Source organism: Kribbella sp. CA-293567, assembly GCF_027627575.1.
In the GTDB taxonomy this organism is placed as follows: domain Bacteria; phylum Actinomycetota; class Actinomycetes; order Propionibacteriales; family Kribbellaceae; genus Kribbella.
The window spans coordinates 3,615,083-3,631,947 of the sequence record NZ_CP114065.1 but is presented as its reverse complement, the minus strand read 5'-3'; the positions used below and the strand labels follow the sequence as shown (position 1 = coordinate 3,631,947).

General features: G+C 70.3%; 13 protein-coding genes. 7 read left to right on the top strand and 6 right to left on the bottom strand.

The annotated features are described in order from the left end of the window. Positions 1-73: 73 nt before the first annotated feature. From OX958_RS16785 to OX958_RS16775, 3 genes are read left to right on the top strand one after another with little or no spacing between them, the layout of a single operon-like run. Positions 74-697 (top strand): hypothetical protein, encoded by a 624-nt coding sequence (locus OX958_RS16785; protein ID WP_270138738.1) that lies wholly within the window; start codon positions 74-76, stop codon positions 695-697. Next, the gene (locus OX958_RS16780; protein ID WP_270138736.1) at positions 697-1,284 is read left to right on the top strand and encodes a hypothetical protein; all 588 of its coding nucleotides are present in this window, start codon (positions 697-699) and stop codon (positions 1,282-1,284) included. Before OX958_RS16785 ends, OX958_RS16780 begins: the two co-directional genes overlap by 1 nt. A gap of 22 nt (positions 1,285-1,306) precedes the next feature. Next, positions 1,307-2,653, top strand: a complete 1,347-nt coding sequence (locus OX958_RS16775) for a serine/threonine protein kinase (RefSeq protein WP_270138734.1) — start codon at positions 1,307-1,309, stop codon at positions 2,651-2,653. A gap of 7 nt (positions 2,654-2,660) precedes the next feature. On the opposite strand, the gene OX958_RS16770 is transcribed toward OX958_RS16775, so the two are convergent. The 6 genes from OX958_RS16770 to OX958_RS16745 all read right to left on the bottom strand — a co-directional run bounded on the left by OX958_RS16770 (position 2,661) and on the right by OX958_RS16745 (position 11,437). Continuing rightward, entirely contained in the window at positions 2,661-4,790 is a 2,130-nt protein-coding gene (locus OX958_RS16770; RefSeq protein WP_270138733.1) for a transglutaminase family protein, read from the bottom strand. Continuing rightward, on the bottom strand, positions 4,787-5,923 hold the full coding sequence (locus tag OX958_RS16765; RefSeq protein WP_270138731.1) for a DUF58 domain-containing protein: 1,137 nt from the start codon (positions 5,921-5,923) through the stop codon (positions 4,787-4,789). The genes OX958_RS16770 and OX958_RS16765 overlap by 4 nt, the downstream gene beginning before the upstream one ends. A 133-nt stretch (positions 5,924-6,056) precedes the next feature. After that, complete coding sequence (locus OX958_RS16760; RefSeq protein ID WP_270138729.1) at positions 6,057-7,019, bottom strand: AAA family ATPase; 963 nt, start codon at positions 7,017-7,019, stop codon at positions 6,057-6,059. After that, positions 7,016-9,448, bottom strand: coding sequence for a fibronectin type III domain-containing protein (locus tag OX958_RS16755; RefSeq protein WP_270138727.1), 2,433 nt, complete (start codon positions 9,446-9,448; stop codon positions 7,016-7,018). Before OX958_RS16755 ends, OX958_RS16760 begins: the two co-directional genes overlap by 4 nt. 55 nt (positions 9,449-9,503) lie before the next feature. Next, a complete protein-coding gene (locus OX958_RS16750; RefSeq protein WP_270138725.1) occupies positions 9,504-10,763 on the bottom strand; it encodes a sensor histidine kinase in 1,260 nt (419 codons plus the stop codon). Next, a complete protein-coding gene (locus OX958_RS16745) occupies positions 10,760-11,437 on the bottom strand; it encodes a winged helix-turn-helix domain-containing protein (protein ID WP_270138723.1) in 678 nt (225 codons plus the stop codon). Before OX958_RS16745 ends, OX958_RS16750 begins: the two co-directional genes overlap by 4 nt. Before the next feature lie 53 nt (positions 11,438-11,490). On the opposite strand from OX958_RS16745, the gene OX958_RS16740 reads away from it, so the two are divergent. The 4 genes from OX958_RS16740 to OX958_RS16725 are packed head-to-tail and all read left to right on the top strand — an operon-like array spanning position 11,491 to position 16,857. Then, complete coding sequence (locus tag OX958_RS16740) at positions 11,491-13,299, top strand: BTAD domain-containing putative transcriptional regulator (protein WP_270138721.1); 1,809 nt, start codon at positions 11,491-11,493, stop codon at positions 13,297-13,299. After that, positions 13,296-14,558, top strand: coding sequence for a type VII secretion protein EccE (locus OX958_RS16735; protein ID WP_270138719.1), 1,263 nt, complete (start codon positions 13,296-13,298; stop codon positions 14,556-14,558). The genes OX958_RS16740 and OX958_RS16735 overlap by 4 nt, the downstream gene beginning before the upstream one ends. Further along, the gene (locus OX958_RS16730) at positions 14,555-15,202 is read left to right on the top strand and encodes a helix-turn-helix transcriptional regulator (protein WP_270138717.1); all 648 of its coding nucleotides are present in this window, start codon (positions 14,555-14,557) and stop codon (positions 15,200-15,202) included. The genes OX958_RS16735 and OX958_RS16730 overlap by 4 nt, the downstream gene beginning before the upstream one ends. After that, positions 15,202-16,857 carry a right-handed parallel beta-helix repeat-containing protein gene (locus tag OX958_RS16725; protein WP_270138715.1) on the top strand — a complete coding sequence of 552 codons (1,656 nt, stop codon included), beginning with the start codon at positions 15,202-15,204 and terminating at the stop codon, positions 16,855-16,857. The genes OX958_RS16730 and OX958_RS16725 overlap by 1 nt, the downstream gene beginning before the upstream one ends. The last annotated feature ends 8 nt before the right edge of the window (positions 16,858-16,865 follow it).

Here is a 16,865-nt window from a genome sequence, read left to right as displayed (position 1 = left end):
TGGCCGTTTGCGGCCATCGCGTCCGCACCGGTCCGGGCCGGTGCTGAACTCGACCCGAGACGAAGGAGTTGCCGTGGAGACGACGAACCCGCTGCTGGTGCCGGTCGGCCACGACGTCGGCGCGTTGCACGGACGGCAGGGCGGCCGATGTCAGCAGATCCGCGCGGGAACGTCGCTGGTCGAACTGTCCGGGCCGGAGTACGTGGTCTGGTTGCTTGCCCACGGCAATGATGACGCCGAGCGGCCGACCCACACCTCGGTGCTGGCGGTGGCCGAGCAGGCCGGGCTGAGCATCGAGGACGCCGCGACGATCATCGATCAGCTGATCTCGGACGGCCTGCTGGCCGAGGTCGCGCCCGAGGCCTCGTCGGCGGTCGAGTTCGCGCAGCGGCATCAGCTGGTGCCGTTGATGATGGGGCTCGGCCCCGATCAGGACGAGCCCGGGCTGCAGACCGTCGGCCTGCTCGGCCGGCCGATCGCGCAGGTCTCCGGCGCGGTGTACGACGTCTGGGCCTGGGCCCATCTCACCCCGCAACTCTGGGTGGCGTGCCAGGACGCCGCGGAGGTTGCCCGGCGGGTCGGAGTGACCGCGCCCGAGGAGACGGAAGCCCGGAACGTACTGACCGGGATCCTGCGGTCGCTGCACGGCCTGCTGTGCGTCCGCGCCGCGTACGTCGATCGCCGGGGTCTGGCCTGATGAGCGCGACGATCTTCCCGGTCGGGCACTACACCGGTCTCCGCAGCAGCGACGACGGGCCGGCCCACACGGTCCGGATCGGCTGGCGTCAGCACCGGCTGGACGAGAACGCCTTCGGCACGTGGGTGCTGGCGCACGGACTGCCGGCCAACGGCAAGGCGGCCTGGGCCGAGGCCGACCTCCGAGCGCAGGCGGGCGACTCGCTTGACGTCACCGCGGCGCTGCGAAAGCTGGCCGGGGAAGACCTGATCACGACTGTCGACGGCGATGCCGAGACGTTCGCGCGAACCCACCGCCTCGGGATCTACTTCGTCGGCCTGGGCAACAGCCCGCAGGAGCCGGACCAGTTCGCGATCGGGCTGCCCGGCCTGGGGACCGCCGCCACAGTGGACTCCGACTCCTACGAGCTGTGGCAGTGGGGCTCCATCGCCCCGACGCTCTGGCACAGCTGCGAGCTTCGCGCCTCGGTGACCAGCCGGGACGACCGGACAGTGTCCGCCCACGACGCGGCCGGCGAGATCCTCGGCGACCTCCGGCTGCTGGTCGCGAGCGGGTGCGCCTACCTCGACGCGGTCGTCTCCGATTGACCGGAATGCGATGATGACCGCGATGGCCGAGATCTCCCTCCAGTCGCTGGTCCCGCACGCCGAGGGACCGGTCGCGTCGCTGTACCTGGTGGCGCCACCGGCCGGCGGGCGGACCGCAGTACTGAAGGTCTACCCGCAGCCACTCGACCGGCGGACGTACAACGCCGTCGAGGCCGAGCAGGCCCGGCTTGCCGGACTGCGTACCGCGAGTTCCGTCGTACTGGTGGACTCGCTCGACGACCTGCCCGACGGCCGGACCGGACTGCGAACGGAGTTCTGCCCGCAGTCGCTGCCCGGCCTCGTCGCCGAGGGTCCGTTGCCGATCGGGGACGTCGTCATCCTCGGCCAGATTCTCGCCTCGGTACTTTCCGATGCCCACGAGATCGGTCTGGTGCACGGCGGAATCACGCCGGCCAACGTGCTGGAACGCGCTTCCGGGCAACCGGCGCTGAGCGACTTCGGTGTCGCGCTGCGGCTGCGCTTCCCCCGCGACCTGATGGGCGATGCGGCGTACACGGCGCCCGAGGTCCTGCGAAACGGCGAGCTCTCCGAACAGGCCGATGTCTACGGGCTCGGAGCTGTACTGCAACTCGCCTTGACCGCCCGCTCGCCCTTCCCGGCCAGGACCGGGGAGACCGCGGACGACGTCGTACTGCGGGTCCTGCGCGAGCCGGTGCCGCCGGTCTCCGGCCGCGACGTACCGTCGGCGCTGACCAGCTTGCTGCAACGCATGATGGCCAAGGAGCCGGCCGATCGGCCCGAAGCCGCGGAGGTGGTCCGAGAACTGGAGGCGCTGATCCAGGCGCCCGATCCGGCGTCGGACGACGACCTCGACTTCGACGACTTCCGCGACGAGCTGGCGTCCGCTCGCATCACCCCGGCTTCGGCCCCACCCACGCCGCTCGCCAAACCCGTTCGTAAGCCGAGCCGGAAGTGGAAGAAGCCCTCCAAGTCGGTGGTGATCGTTGCCGCGGCCGTAGTCTCGTTGCTGGCTGTCGTGCCGGTGATGATGCAGCCCGGCCACCAGCGATCGGCACCGAAGGCCAGCCCTCCGGCATCCGTGCCACCTGTCCCGGCCCCCACCCAGCCTTCGGTGGCACCCGCCGTCCAGCTGGAACTCAAGCCACCGAAGGACAACGGAACGTCGGTGCTGCTCGAGTGGACCAGCTCGAAACCGCTGATCTTCGCGGTCTACCTGGCCGAGCAGGGCGGCAAGGGAGCGCAGACGACGTACCGGGGTCGCGGGACGTCGATGACGGTCAAGGTCACTCCTGGCCTGAAGTACTGCTTCGAGGTCCAGGGCACCGACGCCACCGCCATCTACGTCAGCAAGCCGCAACCCATCCGCGGCGCGACCTGCGACAACTGATCGGCGTCTAGATCAGGCTGCGGAGCTCCAGGGCGGCGAAGAGGCGGTCCTGCCAAGGGCGCGACCGCAGGCCACGACGAAGTTCCCGTACGCCGGTCCACGCCGTCCGCCCCAACTCGTCACTGGCCGGGCCGCCCGACCACAGCGCCTGGTCGACCGCTGCCGCGACCACACCCAGCCCTTGCCGAGCCCGCTCGTCGGTCACGTCCGCCGAGGCCGAGGCCAGGTCTCGCACCGTCATCCCCGAGGTCACCGGGACACCGTGTGCTCGCAGGCGATCCCGCGCCTCCGCCCAGGCTCCGACGACCGCCGCGCTCCCCGTACGACGCCTGCGCCGCCACGCTCTGGCGAGCTTCAGCAGCGGCACCCCGACCACCCACAGCACCAGCAAGGACGCGGCGACCACGAGAATCTCCAGGAACGGAATCCGGAAGCCGCCCCAGCTCCGGTCCGCGGACGACTCCGCGGCAGGCGGCGGGACGACGGGGTCCTCGATCTCGTTGATCGGCGGCACCTCGGCCCGTGCCTGATCGGTGACGTCGGTGTCGCTGCCCGGGACGACGGGCTTCCCCACCTGCGCCTGGCCGGCCGGATCCAGCGGCCACCAGCCGACGCCTTCCACCGCGACCTCCGGCCAGGCCAGTGCATCGCCGTTGCGAACCGTGTACCAGCCGTCCGCATCGGGTTTCACCGGTGCCCGGAAGCCGACGACCAGGCGGGCCGGGATGCCGCTGAGGCGGGCCAGGGCGACGTACCCGGCGGCGAACTGTTCGCTGGTCCCCGGCACCTTATCCTCCAGGAACCGCCGCAGCCGCGGCCAGCCGTGTCCGGTCGGCAGGGGTTCACCGACCGCGAGCTTGTACTCCTTGCGCATAAAGCTTTCCAGCGCGAGTGCCGTGGCGAAGGTCGCGCGCCGGTCGGCGAGCGCCTGCCCCGCCAGCGCTGAGACCTCGTTGGGCACCGCCCCCAGATCGCCCAGTCCGCCGGGTGCGTCCGGGTCGACCCCGGCCCGCAACAGGAACTTGGCGTCCACGACGGGTTTGGACCAGGTCAGCCCGTAGCTGCCGGGAAGCTCGGCCACTGCCAGCGTTCCGCCGATCGGCTCGACCTTCGGTTCGTCCACCCCGCTCACCGACGACGGCAGCAGTTGTCCCGGCAACCACGGGCCGGAGAGCCCGGCCAGCTCGACCTCGGCCTGGCTGGTCTCGACCGGAACCGTCACCTCGGGTCCGGGTGGCAACTTCGACCCGAGCCGGAGGAACGGGTGGCTCGTGTTCCAGTTGGCACCGTCGAAGTCGTCGAGCGAGACCTGGCGCCAGCGTCCGACCGATCCCGACGAGCGGTAGCGGAAGACCACCTTCTCGCTGTTGGCCCGGCTGAGCCGTCCCGCCAGCTCGTCCAACGGGTTGGCCGGCCGGTTCCTGGGCGCGGCCGCGCTCTGCTCCTGCTGCAACGTGTACGGCGTACTGTCAGCGAGGTTGAGCGCGCTGACGGCGAAACTGCCCAGGACCGCGATCACCGTCACGATCGCCCCGGCCGCCAACGGCGTCAACGCCCCGGTACTGCGGGCCTTGTCCGAAGCCGCAGCGCGATCCGGCAACAGCAACCCGGCGACCACCACGCCGTACCCGAGGGCGACCGCCACTGCCGGAAAACCCGAAAGCGCGATGTACAGCTGGCTGACTCCGAGCACCGCCAAGCCGGGAAGCATCGCTGCCAGCGGTGGCAACCGGTCCAGAAGCTCCAACCCCAGCAGGCAGGCCAGTAGGACCAGCAGAGGAACGAAGAGCACCAGATCGGGGTCGGGTCTGGCCGGCCAGGTGGACTCGAGCGTCAACTGCCAGGAGGTCAGTCCCCGGCCGAGTGCACCGATCGAATCGGCAGTCGGCAGACCCACGACCGTCGTCTCCCGCAGGACGGCTTCGATGATCGCCACGAGGCCCGCGACGACCACCAGAATCGGACGCCAGGCCAGCAGGGCAGGGACTGCACGGCACAGCTCGGTGATCAGGTAGCTGACCAGGCATACCGCCGCGACCGGCACCAACAGTGATCTGACACCGAACACAGGCCCGAAGCAGAGCCCGGCGATCAGAGCCGAGCCCAGCACGGCCGCAGTACGGCGACGAGTGCTCACTCGATCACCCCACTCCACTGCTTCAGCGCTTCGGCCGCATCGGAGGCCAAGATGACCCGGGCACCGAGAATCGGGGCGATGCCGTGAACCGGACCCAGGCCGAGCACCGTCACCGAGCTGTAGCGCACCAGCAGCGGCGCGAGGTCACTGGCGGTGCCACGGACTCCGGTCACCACGACGATCGCGCCACCGCTCGACGGTCCGGTGGTCAGCGAAGCCGGTAGCAGCCCCGCGCGATCGTCCGTCCGCTGGGCGATGCAGAGCTCGTCCAGGAACTGCCGGGAGGCCAGCGCGCCTCCGGGCGCGGCCAGGTCGGCACCGGCCGAGGTCAGCAGCCGGCAGCGGTGCCCCGCCATCGAGGCCGCGAACAGAATCGACGCGGCCACCTCGGCCGCCTCCTCAAAAGGTGCCTCCGGCAACGACTCGGCGCGGGTGTCCAGCAGGACGGTCAACCGGGGCTGGTCGGGGTCGACGAAGTCGCGGACCATCAACTGCCCGGTCCGGGCGGTGGCCTTCCAGTGCAGGTGCCGCACCTCGTCGCCGACGACGTACGGGCGGACGTCGCGCAGGTCGGCCGAGCCGCGCAGCGAGTCGTCCGCCGTCCTGCCGATGTGATGGTGACGGGGCCGGCCGGCCACGACCGTGCGGGTCGGGTGCCGCTTGGGGTGCACCCACAGCGTCGCCGTCTCGCCGGTGGGCAGCCGGTTCACCGCCAGGCCGAGCGGGTCGGTGCGTTCCAGGGTGAGCGGTCCGACCTGGATCCGTCCGCGCCGCGCAGTGGGCAGTTCGTACCGGTACGTCGCTTCGCCGGCCGGCGCGATCCGGCGGATCCGGACCAGTTGGCGTTCGTCGCCGGCGGAGTCGTGAGCACTGAACGCCGGTTGCCACCGGGCGCCGGTGTTGCGGACCCGGAGAGTGGCGAGCGCGGGTCGTCCACGCTCCACCCGGTCAGGAGTGAGCCCGCGCCGGACCGACACGTGGGGCTGCCGAACCGTCAACAGGGTCGCGGCGATCAACGCGCCCAAGCCGATCCCGGCCAGGGCACGGAAGACGGCGTAGCCGCCCAACTCGCCCAGCACATAGGCGGCAATCGATGCCAGCAGCACCGCGACACCGCGTCCTGTCAGTCGCATCGCAGCCTCACCAGTCCATCGCCGTCGAGGCTGATTGCCTCGCCGGCCGCTCGACGCGGCCGAGCGGTGATCTCGATCATGACGTTCAAAGTAGAGCCCAGGTGTCCAGCTCGGATCCGGAACCGGTCCAGGCCTAGGCCAGTCCGACGCTTGCGGTCGGCGCCGGAGTCGCCGCGAGCACCTCGTCCACCACCGACGAAGGTGGACGCTGGCTCAGCTCGGCGTCCGGGGTGAGGACCAGCCGGTGGGCGAGCACTGCCATGGCCACCTCCTTGACGTCGTCCGGTGTGGTGAAGGCCCGGCCGTCGGTCGCGGCGAAGGCCCGGGCAGCCCGGACGAGCGCGATGCTGCCTCGCGGGCTGGCGCCGTACCGGACGGCCGTGTGCTCCCGCGTCGCCGCCGCGAGCTTCACGGCGTACGAGCTGATCGCGGGGTCGACATGGACCGAACGGACGGCCGCGATCGCGTTGCGCAGCGCCGGGGTGTCGATCACCGGGCCGAGCGAGTCGGGTCCGATCCGGCCGGTGTCGCCGAGCACGATCCGTACTTCGGCGTCGTGGTCGGGGTAGCCGATCTCGATCCGCATCAGGAACCGGTCCAGCTGCGCCTCGGGCAGCCGGTAGGTGCCCTCCATCTCGATCGGGTTCTGGGTGCCGATCACCAGGAACGGGTCGGGCACGGCCCGGGTGATCGAGTCGACCGTCACCCGGCGCTCGGCCATCACCTCGAGCAGCGCGGACTGCGTCTTCGGCGTACCGCGGTTGATCTCGTCGGCGACCACCACGTTGGCGAAGATGCCGCCCGGGTGGAACTCGAACGACTCGTTGCCCTGGTGGTAGACCATCACGCCGGTGATGTCACCGGGCAGCAGGTCGGGGGTGAACTGGATCCGGTTCCAGGTCGCGTCGATGCTGCGGGCGATGCAGCGGGCCAGCGTCGTCTTGCCCAGCCCCGGCACGTCCTCGATCAGCAGGTGCCCCTCGGCGAACAACGCGGTCAGCGCGAGCCGGACCACCTCGGGCTTGCCGTGGATCACCTTCTGCAGGTTGTCCGCGACCAGCCGGTAGGCCTCGCCGGGGGGAATCGTCGCGCTCATGAGCTTCTCCAGGTGAACTTGTTGGACGTGACCGTCGGCTCGCCGTCGGCGGTGGCGACCACCCACACCTCTTGCCCCGGCGCGTCGGTCGCGAACCGGTCGTCGATCTCGATGTTGCCGGCGGAGTCGGTGGTGAGGTCCGCTCCGCCGTTGGACGGTTGCCATCTGGTCGTGAACGGTTCGAAGTGGTACGTGGTGTTCGGTTTCAGGCCGCGGCCGACGATCCTGATGAACGCGCACCCCGGCGGATCGCAACTGCGTTCGCCACTGCCGTGAGTGGTGTCCGCTCCGCGGGAAGCCGTCAACGTGGCGTCCGAGCCACCGCCACCGCCTCCGACCTGGATGGTCCTGCTCGCGGTCCTCCCGAGCACCAGCCGGCCCTGAGCATCGGTGACGACAGCGCGGACCGTCACCCGGTACGTCGCTCCGTTGGTCAGCCCGGTGAAGGTCCAGGACGTCGCCGTCGCCGTGCCGGCCTTGCTGGTGCCGCTGCCGCCCGTCACGTTGGCGGCCACGTCGTAACCGCGCAGCGTTCCGCCCTTCAGGTCAGGCCGCGCCCAGGTCATCGTCACCCTGCCGGTGCCGGCTCGCACAGTGAAGTTCCCCGGCGCGTCAGGAGCGCCACCGTTGGGCACCAGCCGGCCCGTGCTGCTGCCTGGTCCCGCACCGACCCGGTTGACCGCTCGGACGGTGAACGTGTACGCGGTGCCGTTGGCCAGACCGGTGATGTTGATGGTTCGCACGGTCGCACCGACGTCTCGCCGGCCGCCGGTCCAGCTGATCTGGTACCCCGTGACGGCTGCGCCGTTGGGCGTGGCAGCGTCCCAGTTGATCACCGCCGAGCCGACTCCGGCCTTTCCGGAGACGCTTCGCGGCGCGCCCGGACGGCTCGCCTGAACCGGCGGTCTGGGATTCGCCTTGGGCGGTGCGGGCGGTACGGGCGGCTCCGTCGTCCGGGGCGGGCGGGTACTGGGTCTTTCGCTGGTCTGCTTCTCGGTCGGTCTTGCCGTCGGCCGGTCCGGCTTGCTGGTCGGTCTGGTCGTCCGGGGGTTCTGCGGCTTCCGCGGCTCGGGCGGCTTCGTCTGCTGCTCGGTCGGCTGCTGCGGCAGAGGCTGAGTCGGCTCTTGGCTCGGCTGCTGAGTGGGACGCTGGCGCGGCTGCGGCTGCTGCGGTGGCTGGGATGGGCGCTGCGTCGGCTTGCCGGTCGGCTTCGACTCCGGCTTCTTCGGCTTCTCGGGCAGCGGCGTACCGGTGTCGACCGACGTCACCTGGCCGGTCTCGTCGACGACCATCACCTGCTCGCCCGACCGGCTCGCGACATAGAGACGCGTGTCGCCGCCGCGGTACAGGCCGGAGCGATCGCTCTTGCCGACCGTCGCCTTCTTGGACGGGGCGGGGATCTGGCGCTTGGTCTTCTCCCGGCCGTCGCGGTCCACCGTGACCAGGGTGTCGGTGCTGTCGTCGATCAACCCGAGACTGTTGCCGGACGAGGCGATGCGCTCGTACCGGCCCTTGCTCAGAGTGGTCTCGATCGGCGCCGCGTCCGACTTGCCGCCGGTCAGCTGCGCGGTGTCGACCAGGTGCAGCACGCTGCGCTGGGGATCGACGATCGCGACCCGGCCACCCACGTCGTTCTGGGCGATCACGGCTGTCGTGGGAAGCTGCCGGACCGGCAGGTCGACCTGGCGTCCGAGTCCGTCGTCGCCGACGGTGGACATCACCCGGCCGGTGGTGTCGACGAAGACGACCTGGTCGTCACCGATCACAGTCAGCGCGCCCGCGTGCCCGAGCGGAGCCCGCGCAGGGCAGGAGAGCCGCTCGGCGTCGATCGGCAACTGACACAGCTGGCCGCTGTCGGGCCGGTGCACCCACAGCGTCCCGGTGGAGGTCACGACCGGCGGACCGAGCGGTACGCCGGGATTCGCGACGGCCGGCCGGTCGCCCAGCCGGACGATACTGCCGGCCTGCCGGTAGACCGCGAAGACGGCGGCTCCGGCCGACAACCCGACAGCCTGCTCGCCGGCCGGCGCCGGTCGCGGATCGAGCACCCGCAGATCCGACTTGCCGAACTCGTGGATCCGGCCCTGGGCCAGCGCGAATCCGCTCTTGTCGGACTCGACGATCTGCGTGCCCGGGCCGGCGCCCGGCAACGGGACCTGGTTGTCGACGTTCTTGGTCGAACCGTTGACGTGGAAGATCGTGCCGAGGGTGCTGTTGTAGATCCACTGGCCCTGCTGGGCGAACGACAGCCCCGGCGAGGCGTTCCCCGCGCCCGCGACCGCCAGACCGGTGACCACCATGCAGACGGCCACCACGGCAGCCAGGGCGGCCCGGGGACGCCAGCCTTCGGACCGCCCACGCTGCCCGCCCGGAACGCGTCCCGGACCACGCAACGTGAAGCGCCGGCTCGGTGCGGTGAGCGGCTTCACACGACGAGGCTAGATCACCGGAGGTACATAGCCCATCCAGATCCGGTCCAGATCTTCACCCGTCGGCGGCGACCGGGATCCGGAACTCGAAGATGGCACCGCCCTCGTCGGCGTTGTGGACCTTCAGATCGCCTCCGTGGGACAGCGCGACCCAGCGGACGATCGACAAGCCGAGACCGGACGATCCCCCACCGCTGCTGAACCGCTCGAAGACGTCCTCGCCGATCGCCGGGTCCACGCCGGGGCCCTGGTCGGCGACCGTCACCCGGCCGTCGGCGACGGTGACCGTGACGATCGCCTGCGCCGCGCCGGGTGCCCGGCCGTGCCGCATCGCGTTGTCCAGCAGGTTTCCGATGGCCCGCTGCAGCAGGACCGGGTCCGCCCGGACCTTCGTGGGTGCCGTGACCACCGAGATCCGCGCCGCGCCGGCCGGGGTGTCCTCCACCACGCCTGCCACCAGCTGATCCAGCCAGACCGGCTGCATGGTCAACTGCTCGACGCCTGCCGCCAGCCGGGCCCGTACGAGCAGCCCGTCGATGATGTCGCCCATCCGGCCTGCCAGGCGCACGGTTCGTGGCAGCAGCTCGGCTCGCTGGGTCGGGTCCTGGGCTGCCGTCTCCGCGAGCGCTCGCAGCGCCGCGACCGGCGTACGGAGGTCGTGGGCGGTTTCGGCGAGCAGAACCTCCTGCTGCTCGAGAGCAGCCAGCGCAGGGCGGATCGCTCGACCCGAAAGCCAGTAGCCGATCAGAGCGGCAGCTCCGAGCAGTACGGCGCAGCTGGCCAGGACCGCCAGTACCAGACGGTTGTGATCGTCGTTCTGCTGCTTGAGATCGGTCCAGGCCAGTACTGCGCCCGCGTACTTGTTACCGCCCGCCGCGAGGAACGGCTCGGCGAGCACCCGGACCGGGTCGCCGTTGATCGCGACGCTGTCGACCACCCTGCGCTGCCCGCTCGACACCGCGTCGGTGGCGATCGCCGCCAGCTCGGAGTCGGCCATCGGCGTGCACTTCTTGCGGCTCATGATCGCGGCGAACGGGGTCGCTCCGCCCGGCAGGACGGCGAACTCCGGACACTCGTTGGCCAGGGTGTCGTTGTTGACCCGGTCGGAGTTGATCGCGCCGGTGTCGGTGAGCAACCGCAGTACCGGCGCGGTGACAACCCGGAGCTCGTTGTCGGCGGCGTCGGTACGCCGGTTGCCGTCGATGATGATCACCAACGGGGCCAGCACGATCAGCCCGATCGTGTTCATCACCGTGAAGATCGCGGTCAGCCGCCAGCGGAGCCGCCGCAGCCGCTCGACGGACGGGCCTCTCATCCGGCGTCACCGGCCGCGGTGGTCAGCCGGTAGCCCTGACCGCGAACGGCCTGGATGAGTTCGGGCTGGCGGAGCTTGTTGCGCAGGCGCCGGATGGTGACGTCGACGATGTTCGACACCGGGTCGGCCGCCGCGTCCCAGCAGTGTTCGATCAGGGTGGTGCGGGAAACGGCTTGTTCGGGCCGGACCATCAGGAACTCCAGCACGGAGAACTCCTTCGCAGTCAGGGTCAGCAGTACGCCGGACCGGCGGACCTCGCGGCGACCGGTGTCCATCTCGACATCCGCGTACCGCAGAACGGACGGGCGGCCGGTCGCGGCGCGCCGGCACAGACTCAGCACCCGGGCGGTCAGCTCCGCCACCGCGAAGGGTTTGACCAGGTAGTCGTCGCCGCCGTGCTCGAACCCGTCGACCCGGTCGGCCAGGCTGTCCCGGGCGGTCAGGAAGAGCACCGGCACCGCCCAGCCCTCCTGCCGTCGACGATGAACGTAGAGGATCGAGTCACCGTCGGGCAAGGTCCGGTCGAACACCACGCAGTCGTAGGAGTTCACCCACAGAGCTTCGTCCGCCGAGGCGATGTCGCCCACGCTGTCCACCGCGAGCGCGGCCGTCCGCAAACTCGCCGAGACCCCGATCCGCAGGTCCTCGTCGTCCTCTACCACCAGTACGCGCACGTTCGGCCTCGTGTGTCATCGAAATGTCATCGTCCATCCGGATCGTATGTGTCATGAACGGTCACGCAGCGCTCACTCCGGCCCGGATCGCCTTCCGGGTGCTGGGCCCGCTCGAGGTCGAGGGCCCCGGTGGCACCCCGATCGACGTCTGCGGCGGCAAACCCGCCACCATGCTCACCCTGCTTCTGCTGCACCGGAACGCCTGGGTGAGCACGGACCAGTTGATCGACGCGGTGTGGGCCGACGCCGAACCACCGGCCTCGGCACAACGCAACCTGAAGACGTACGTCTGGCAGTTGCGCCGGGCTCTTCCGGACGAACGCATCGAGAGCCGTTCCGGCGCCTATCGGGTGAACGTGTTCCCCGGAGAGCTGGACGCGGACGTCGCGGCAGCGCTGTCCGACGAGGCTCGGCGGTTGCTGGCCGCCGGCTCGGCGCGCGAGGCCACGACCGTGGTCCAGCATGCGCTCGGGCTCTGGCGCGGTTGCCCGTACGACGGTCTGACCGGTGACGCCTCCTCAGCCGTGGAACGCCTGACCGAACTCCACCGCTCCCTGCGCGAGGACCTGGCCGACGCCCAACTGGCGCTGGGCCGCCCGGCGGACGCGATCGCACTGCTCCGCGCTCTGACCGACGAGGAGCCGCTTCGCGAGCACGCCTGGGCGAGGCTGATCAGCACCTTGCGCCGGACGGGCCGCCGCCATGACGCGCTGGCGGCGTACCAGCGGGCCCGCGCCACGCTGGTCCGCGAACTGGGGATCGAGCCGGGTGCCGAGTTGGTGACGCTGCACCAGGAAATCCTGAACGAGGATGCACCCCTTGTGGTGGTCACCGAGTCTGCCTCGCCGGTCCACTCCGACCTGCCGGCCCGCTCGCCAGGGTTCGTGGGCCGGGCCGTGGAGCTCGCGGCACTCCGGGCAGCCGTCGAAGAAGGGCGGACGCGGTCCGATGGCGGCGTGGCGGTGGTCAGCGTCGACGGCATGGCCGGCATCGGGAAGACCGCGTTCGCTCTCGAAGCCGCAGCGCGGTTCGGAACGCTGGATCGCCAGCTCTACTTGAACTTGCGGACTCATCGCGGCGAGCCGCTCGACACGAATAATGCTCTGGGCAACTTGTTGCGCCGTGCCGGCTTTCGCGATGTGCTGCCTGGTCAGCAGGACGAGCTGGCCGCGTTGTGGCGAGCCGTGGCACCGAAGATGCTGCTGGTGCTGGACGACGTGGCGGACGCCGCGCAGGCAAAGCAATTGTTGCCCAACGCATCGGGTTGCGTCGTGCTGCTGACCAGCCGGAAGCGACTTGCCGGACTGGATCAGGCAGCGGCCGTCAGCCTTCGGCCACTGAGCGAAGACGAAACGAGAGGCCTGGCCGACGACGAGATCCTGCGGTGTTGCGCCGGACACCCCGCGGCGATCCGGGAGCTGAGTGATCGCGTGCGGGACCGGCAACCGTGGACGACCGCGAGACTCCTGGCCCGCTTGACCGATCGAGCCACTCGCGCTCGCGAACTGGCTGGGACTCTCGCGCGGTTCGACCCGACGTACCGGGCGCTTCCGGTTCCTGTTCGCCGGCTCTATCGGCTGCTGAGCCTCACTCCGCAGTTCGACATCCGCCGAGCAGCGCGTCTGGCCGGTGCGGACCAGGCGCAGGTGGAGCCGATGATCGACGACCTGCTCGATCATCACCTGGTGTCCGAGTCCTCCCCCGGGCGCTTCCACCTTCATCCGGTCGTTCGCGACCACGCCTCCGCGACGCTGCTGGCCACCGAGTCCGAGGCTGAGCTGACGGCTGCGGCCGGCCGCGCCCGGCTCGGCGGCCAGGCTGACCTCGAGCTGGTCTCCCCCAAGAATCCGAGGGTGGCATGAGGCCCTCGGCCGCGGCCGAGCCTGTCGCGGGGCAAGAGGTTGCCTACGCTCCCGCGCCGGCCGCAGTACCGACGGCAACCTCGATCGGTACGCCGGTCGCCCGCGGCGCCGTACGGGCGCAACGCTCCACGCCTCCCGCGACAGCCGCCGTGGTCGCGGCTGCCCAGCCGTCGTACCTGGTCGATCCGCCACCGGCACCCGAACCGGCAACCGACGAGGTGGAGTCGCCGGAGCACACGATCCGGATAGGCCAGATCGTGTGTTGGCAGGTCGCACTGGTTGCGATAGGTGCGGCGACCACAGCATCCCGGCTGGTGCTGATACTGACTGCGCTGGCGGCCGTCTCGCTGTTGCTTCTGACCGCGGTACGCATCCGCGGCCTCTGGCTCTACCGCTGGGCCGGAATCCTGGTCGGCTACCTGGTTCGGCGCCGTCAGGTGGACCTCGCCGACGACCCCGCCATGAATCTCATCAGCTTGTTCTGCGGCCGCACTTCGGCCACCGAACTGACGGTCCGGGAGCAGGAGTACGGCATGCTCAGCAGGCCCGCTGGAGCCAGCGTGGCGCTACGCGTCGGTGCCGATGCGCATCATCAGCTACTTCCTGGCCTGCGTTCTCTGGCCGACTGCGCCGACGAACAGCCGATCGGTGTCTCCGTACAGCTCGTGGTGCACACAGGCACCAAACAGCACCAGTTCACGCGCGCCTGGATCGCGGTGGCCGCGTGCCGGACGCCGGACATCGCCACTGACGAACAGGTCGCGCAGGTTCTCGCCAACACCGTCCGGCGCCTCGTACGCCGCTTCGACCGCGAGCAGGTCGCGAGCATGCCGCTCGACGAGTCCGACCTGCTGGCTTCGATCGGCGCACTGGCTCACGCCAACGCAGGCAGAGGACTGATCCGGGAACGCTGGTCCGCCTGGGCCGCAGGTCCGGTGGTGCAGGTCTGCATCCGGCTCAACGGATTCGCAAGCCTTCCCCGGCCGACTGCCCAGGCACTTGTCGACACGTTGCTGGGCACCGGTACGGGGAGCGCGCAAACCCTCGCGATCACCGTGACGGCACCCGCCGGAGACCACAAACCCGCCCTGCACGACGCCGTACTGCGGGTCGCCGCGGCCCACGCGGCCACGCTCGACACCACGGTCACCGTTCTGACCACCCTGGCCCGCTCGTTCGGAGTGGAGCCGGAACGCCTCGACGGGCGGCACACCGCCGGCGTCGCCGCCACGCTACCTCTGGGGGTCCCCTTCTCATGACTGTCACAGTGCTGAACCGCCCGACGGGCTTTCACCAGATCCCTGCCCACGACGGCATCCTCTCCTTGCTGGCCGAAGCCCAGGACTCCGTGATCGCGATGAGCAGCCTGTCGCAGAACGGGCTCGCCTTCGGTCCGCGGGACGTCCGCCCGGGCATCCGCTACCGCGCCATCTACCCGGACAACGCCCGGACGGCACCGACACTGTGCCGGCATCTCGGCGCGATGTCGCTGGCCGGCGTGGCCGTTCGGACGGTCGCGATGGTGCCGATGAACGCTCTGGTCATCGACAACTCGATCGCGGTCCTGCCGGCCGACACGACGAACGGCAGCGTCGCAGTACTGCGGCTGAGCAGCGTGGTGACCACCGCGATCGAGCTGTTCGAGCGGGTCTGGCCCGACGCCGTACCGCTGGCCGACCGCGACGCGCCGATCGGCACCGACCTGTCGCTGCGGGAGAAGGACCTGTTGCGGCTGCTCGCGCTCGGGGCCACCGACGAGGTCGCCGCCGCGCAACTGGGAATCTCCGTGCGGACGGTTCGCCGGATGGTCTCGCACATCATGAACCGGCTCGGTGCACGGAGCCGTTTCCAGGCCGGGGTGAAGGCTGCCGATCGTGGCTGGCTGCTGGACCGGGCGAGCTGATGGCGATCCCCGTCACGACCGGCCGGGTTCTCACCGTCGCCGCCGACCGGCCAGGCGCCTATCCGACGATCGGCGCCGCGCTGCTCGAAGCTCCCGACGGCTCCACCGTCGCGATCGCCGGCGGAACCTACGCCGAGACCCTCGAGCTGAACGGTCGCTCGATCACCTTGCAGGCCGAGGCCGGGGCGACTGTCGTCCTGGACGGAGACGGTGCCGACTGGCCGACCCTGCGAGCGGTGGACGGGGACCTGACGCTGCGGCGGCTCGAAGTACGGGCCGGCGACAATCTGGCGGTGTCGGTCGACCGGACCGTGCTGACCGTCGAGCAATGCACGGTCAGCAGCCGAACCCGGCCGGCCGTCTCGGTGCATGCGAGCAGTACCTTCAGCGTCGACCGGTGCACGGTCAAGGGCGCCGAGACCGGCATCGTGGTCGAGGGCGCGAGCGGCCGGATCATCGACACCGTGGTCACCGAGATCACCGGTGACGGAATAGTCGTTGCCTTGGGCTCCGATCCGCTGATCCGTGGTTGCACCATCGGCGTCTGTGGCGGCCGGGGAGTCTACGTCTACCAGTACAGCCGGCCGGAGGTCACCGACACCCAGATCTCCTCGACCGGCGCCGAAGGCGTCGCAGTGGCCCACGGCAGTACGCCGACGATCCGCCGGGTGACCGTCCACGACACCCGCGGGGCGGCGTTCACCTTCGCGCCCGGTTGCGGCGGAACGGTCGAGGGCTGCCGCACCGACAACACCGGTCAGCCGGCCATCTCGATCGCGGCCGGCGCGACGGTCGAGGTGATCGAACGCGCGGCGGCCCGGCCCGCCGAAACAGGTGGACCGCTGGACGAACTGCTCGGCACCCTGGACGAGATGGTCGGCCTGCCCGGGGTGAAAGCGGAAGTGCACGCGCTGGTGGACGAGATCCAGGTGAACGAGTGGCGGCGTACGGCGGGGCTGACCGTCGGCGGGGTCAGCCATCACCTCATCTTCGCGGGAGCCCCTGGTACCGGGAAGACGACGGTCGCCCGCCTCTACGGCAAACTCCTGAAGGCCCTGGGGGTGCTTCCCCACGGCGGCTTCACCGAGGTCTCGCGCCGCGACCTGGTCGGCCAGTACATCGGTCACACCGCGGAGAAGACCGCACAGGTCTTCGAGAAGTCCCTGGGTGGCGTCCTGTTCATCGACGAGGCGTACACGCTGTCGCGCTCGGCCGGCAACGGCGGCGACTTCGGCCAGGAGGCGATCGACGCCCTGGTGAAGTTGATGGAGGACCATCGCGACGAGATCGCCATCATCGTGGCCGGCTACACCACCGAGATGAACGACTTCCTCGACGCCAACCCCGGGCTGGCCTCCCGCTTCTCCAAGACCATCGAGTTCGAGAACTACTCGGCCGAGGAACTCCTGCTGATCACCGACCGGATGGTCACCAGCGGCGACTACCTCCTGGACCCGGCCGCCGGCCCGCCGCTGACGGCGTACTTCGACCGCATCGCGCACGGCATCAACTTCGGCAACGCCCGCGAGGCCCGCCGGCTGGTGGAAGCCATCCGCAAAGCCCAGTCTCAGCGCCTGCGCCAGCTGGGCAGAATGCCCACCACTGAAGAACTGCGCCACCTCACCGCAGCAGACGTGATCACGGCCGCAACCTGAGCCGATGC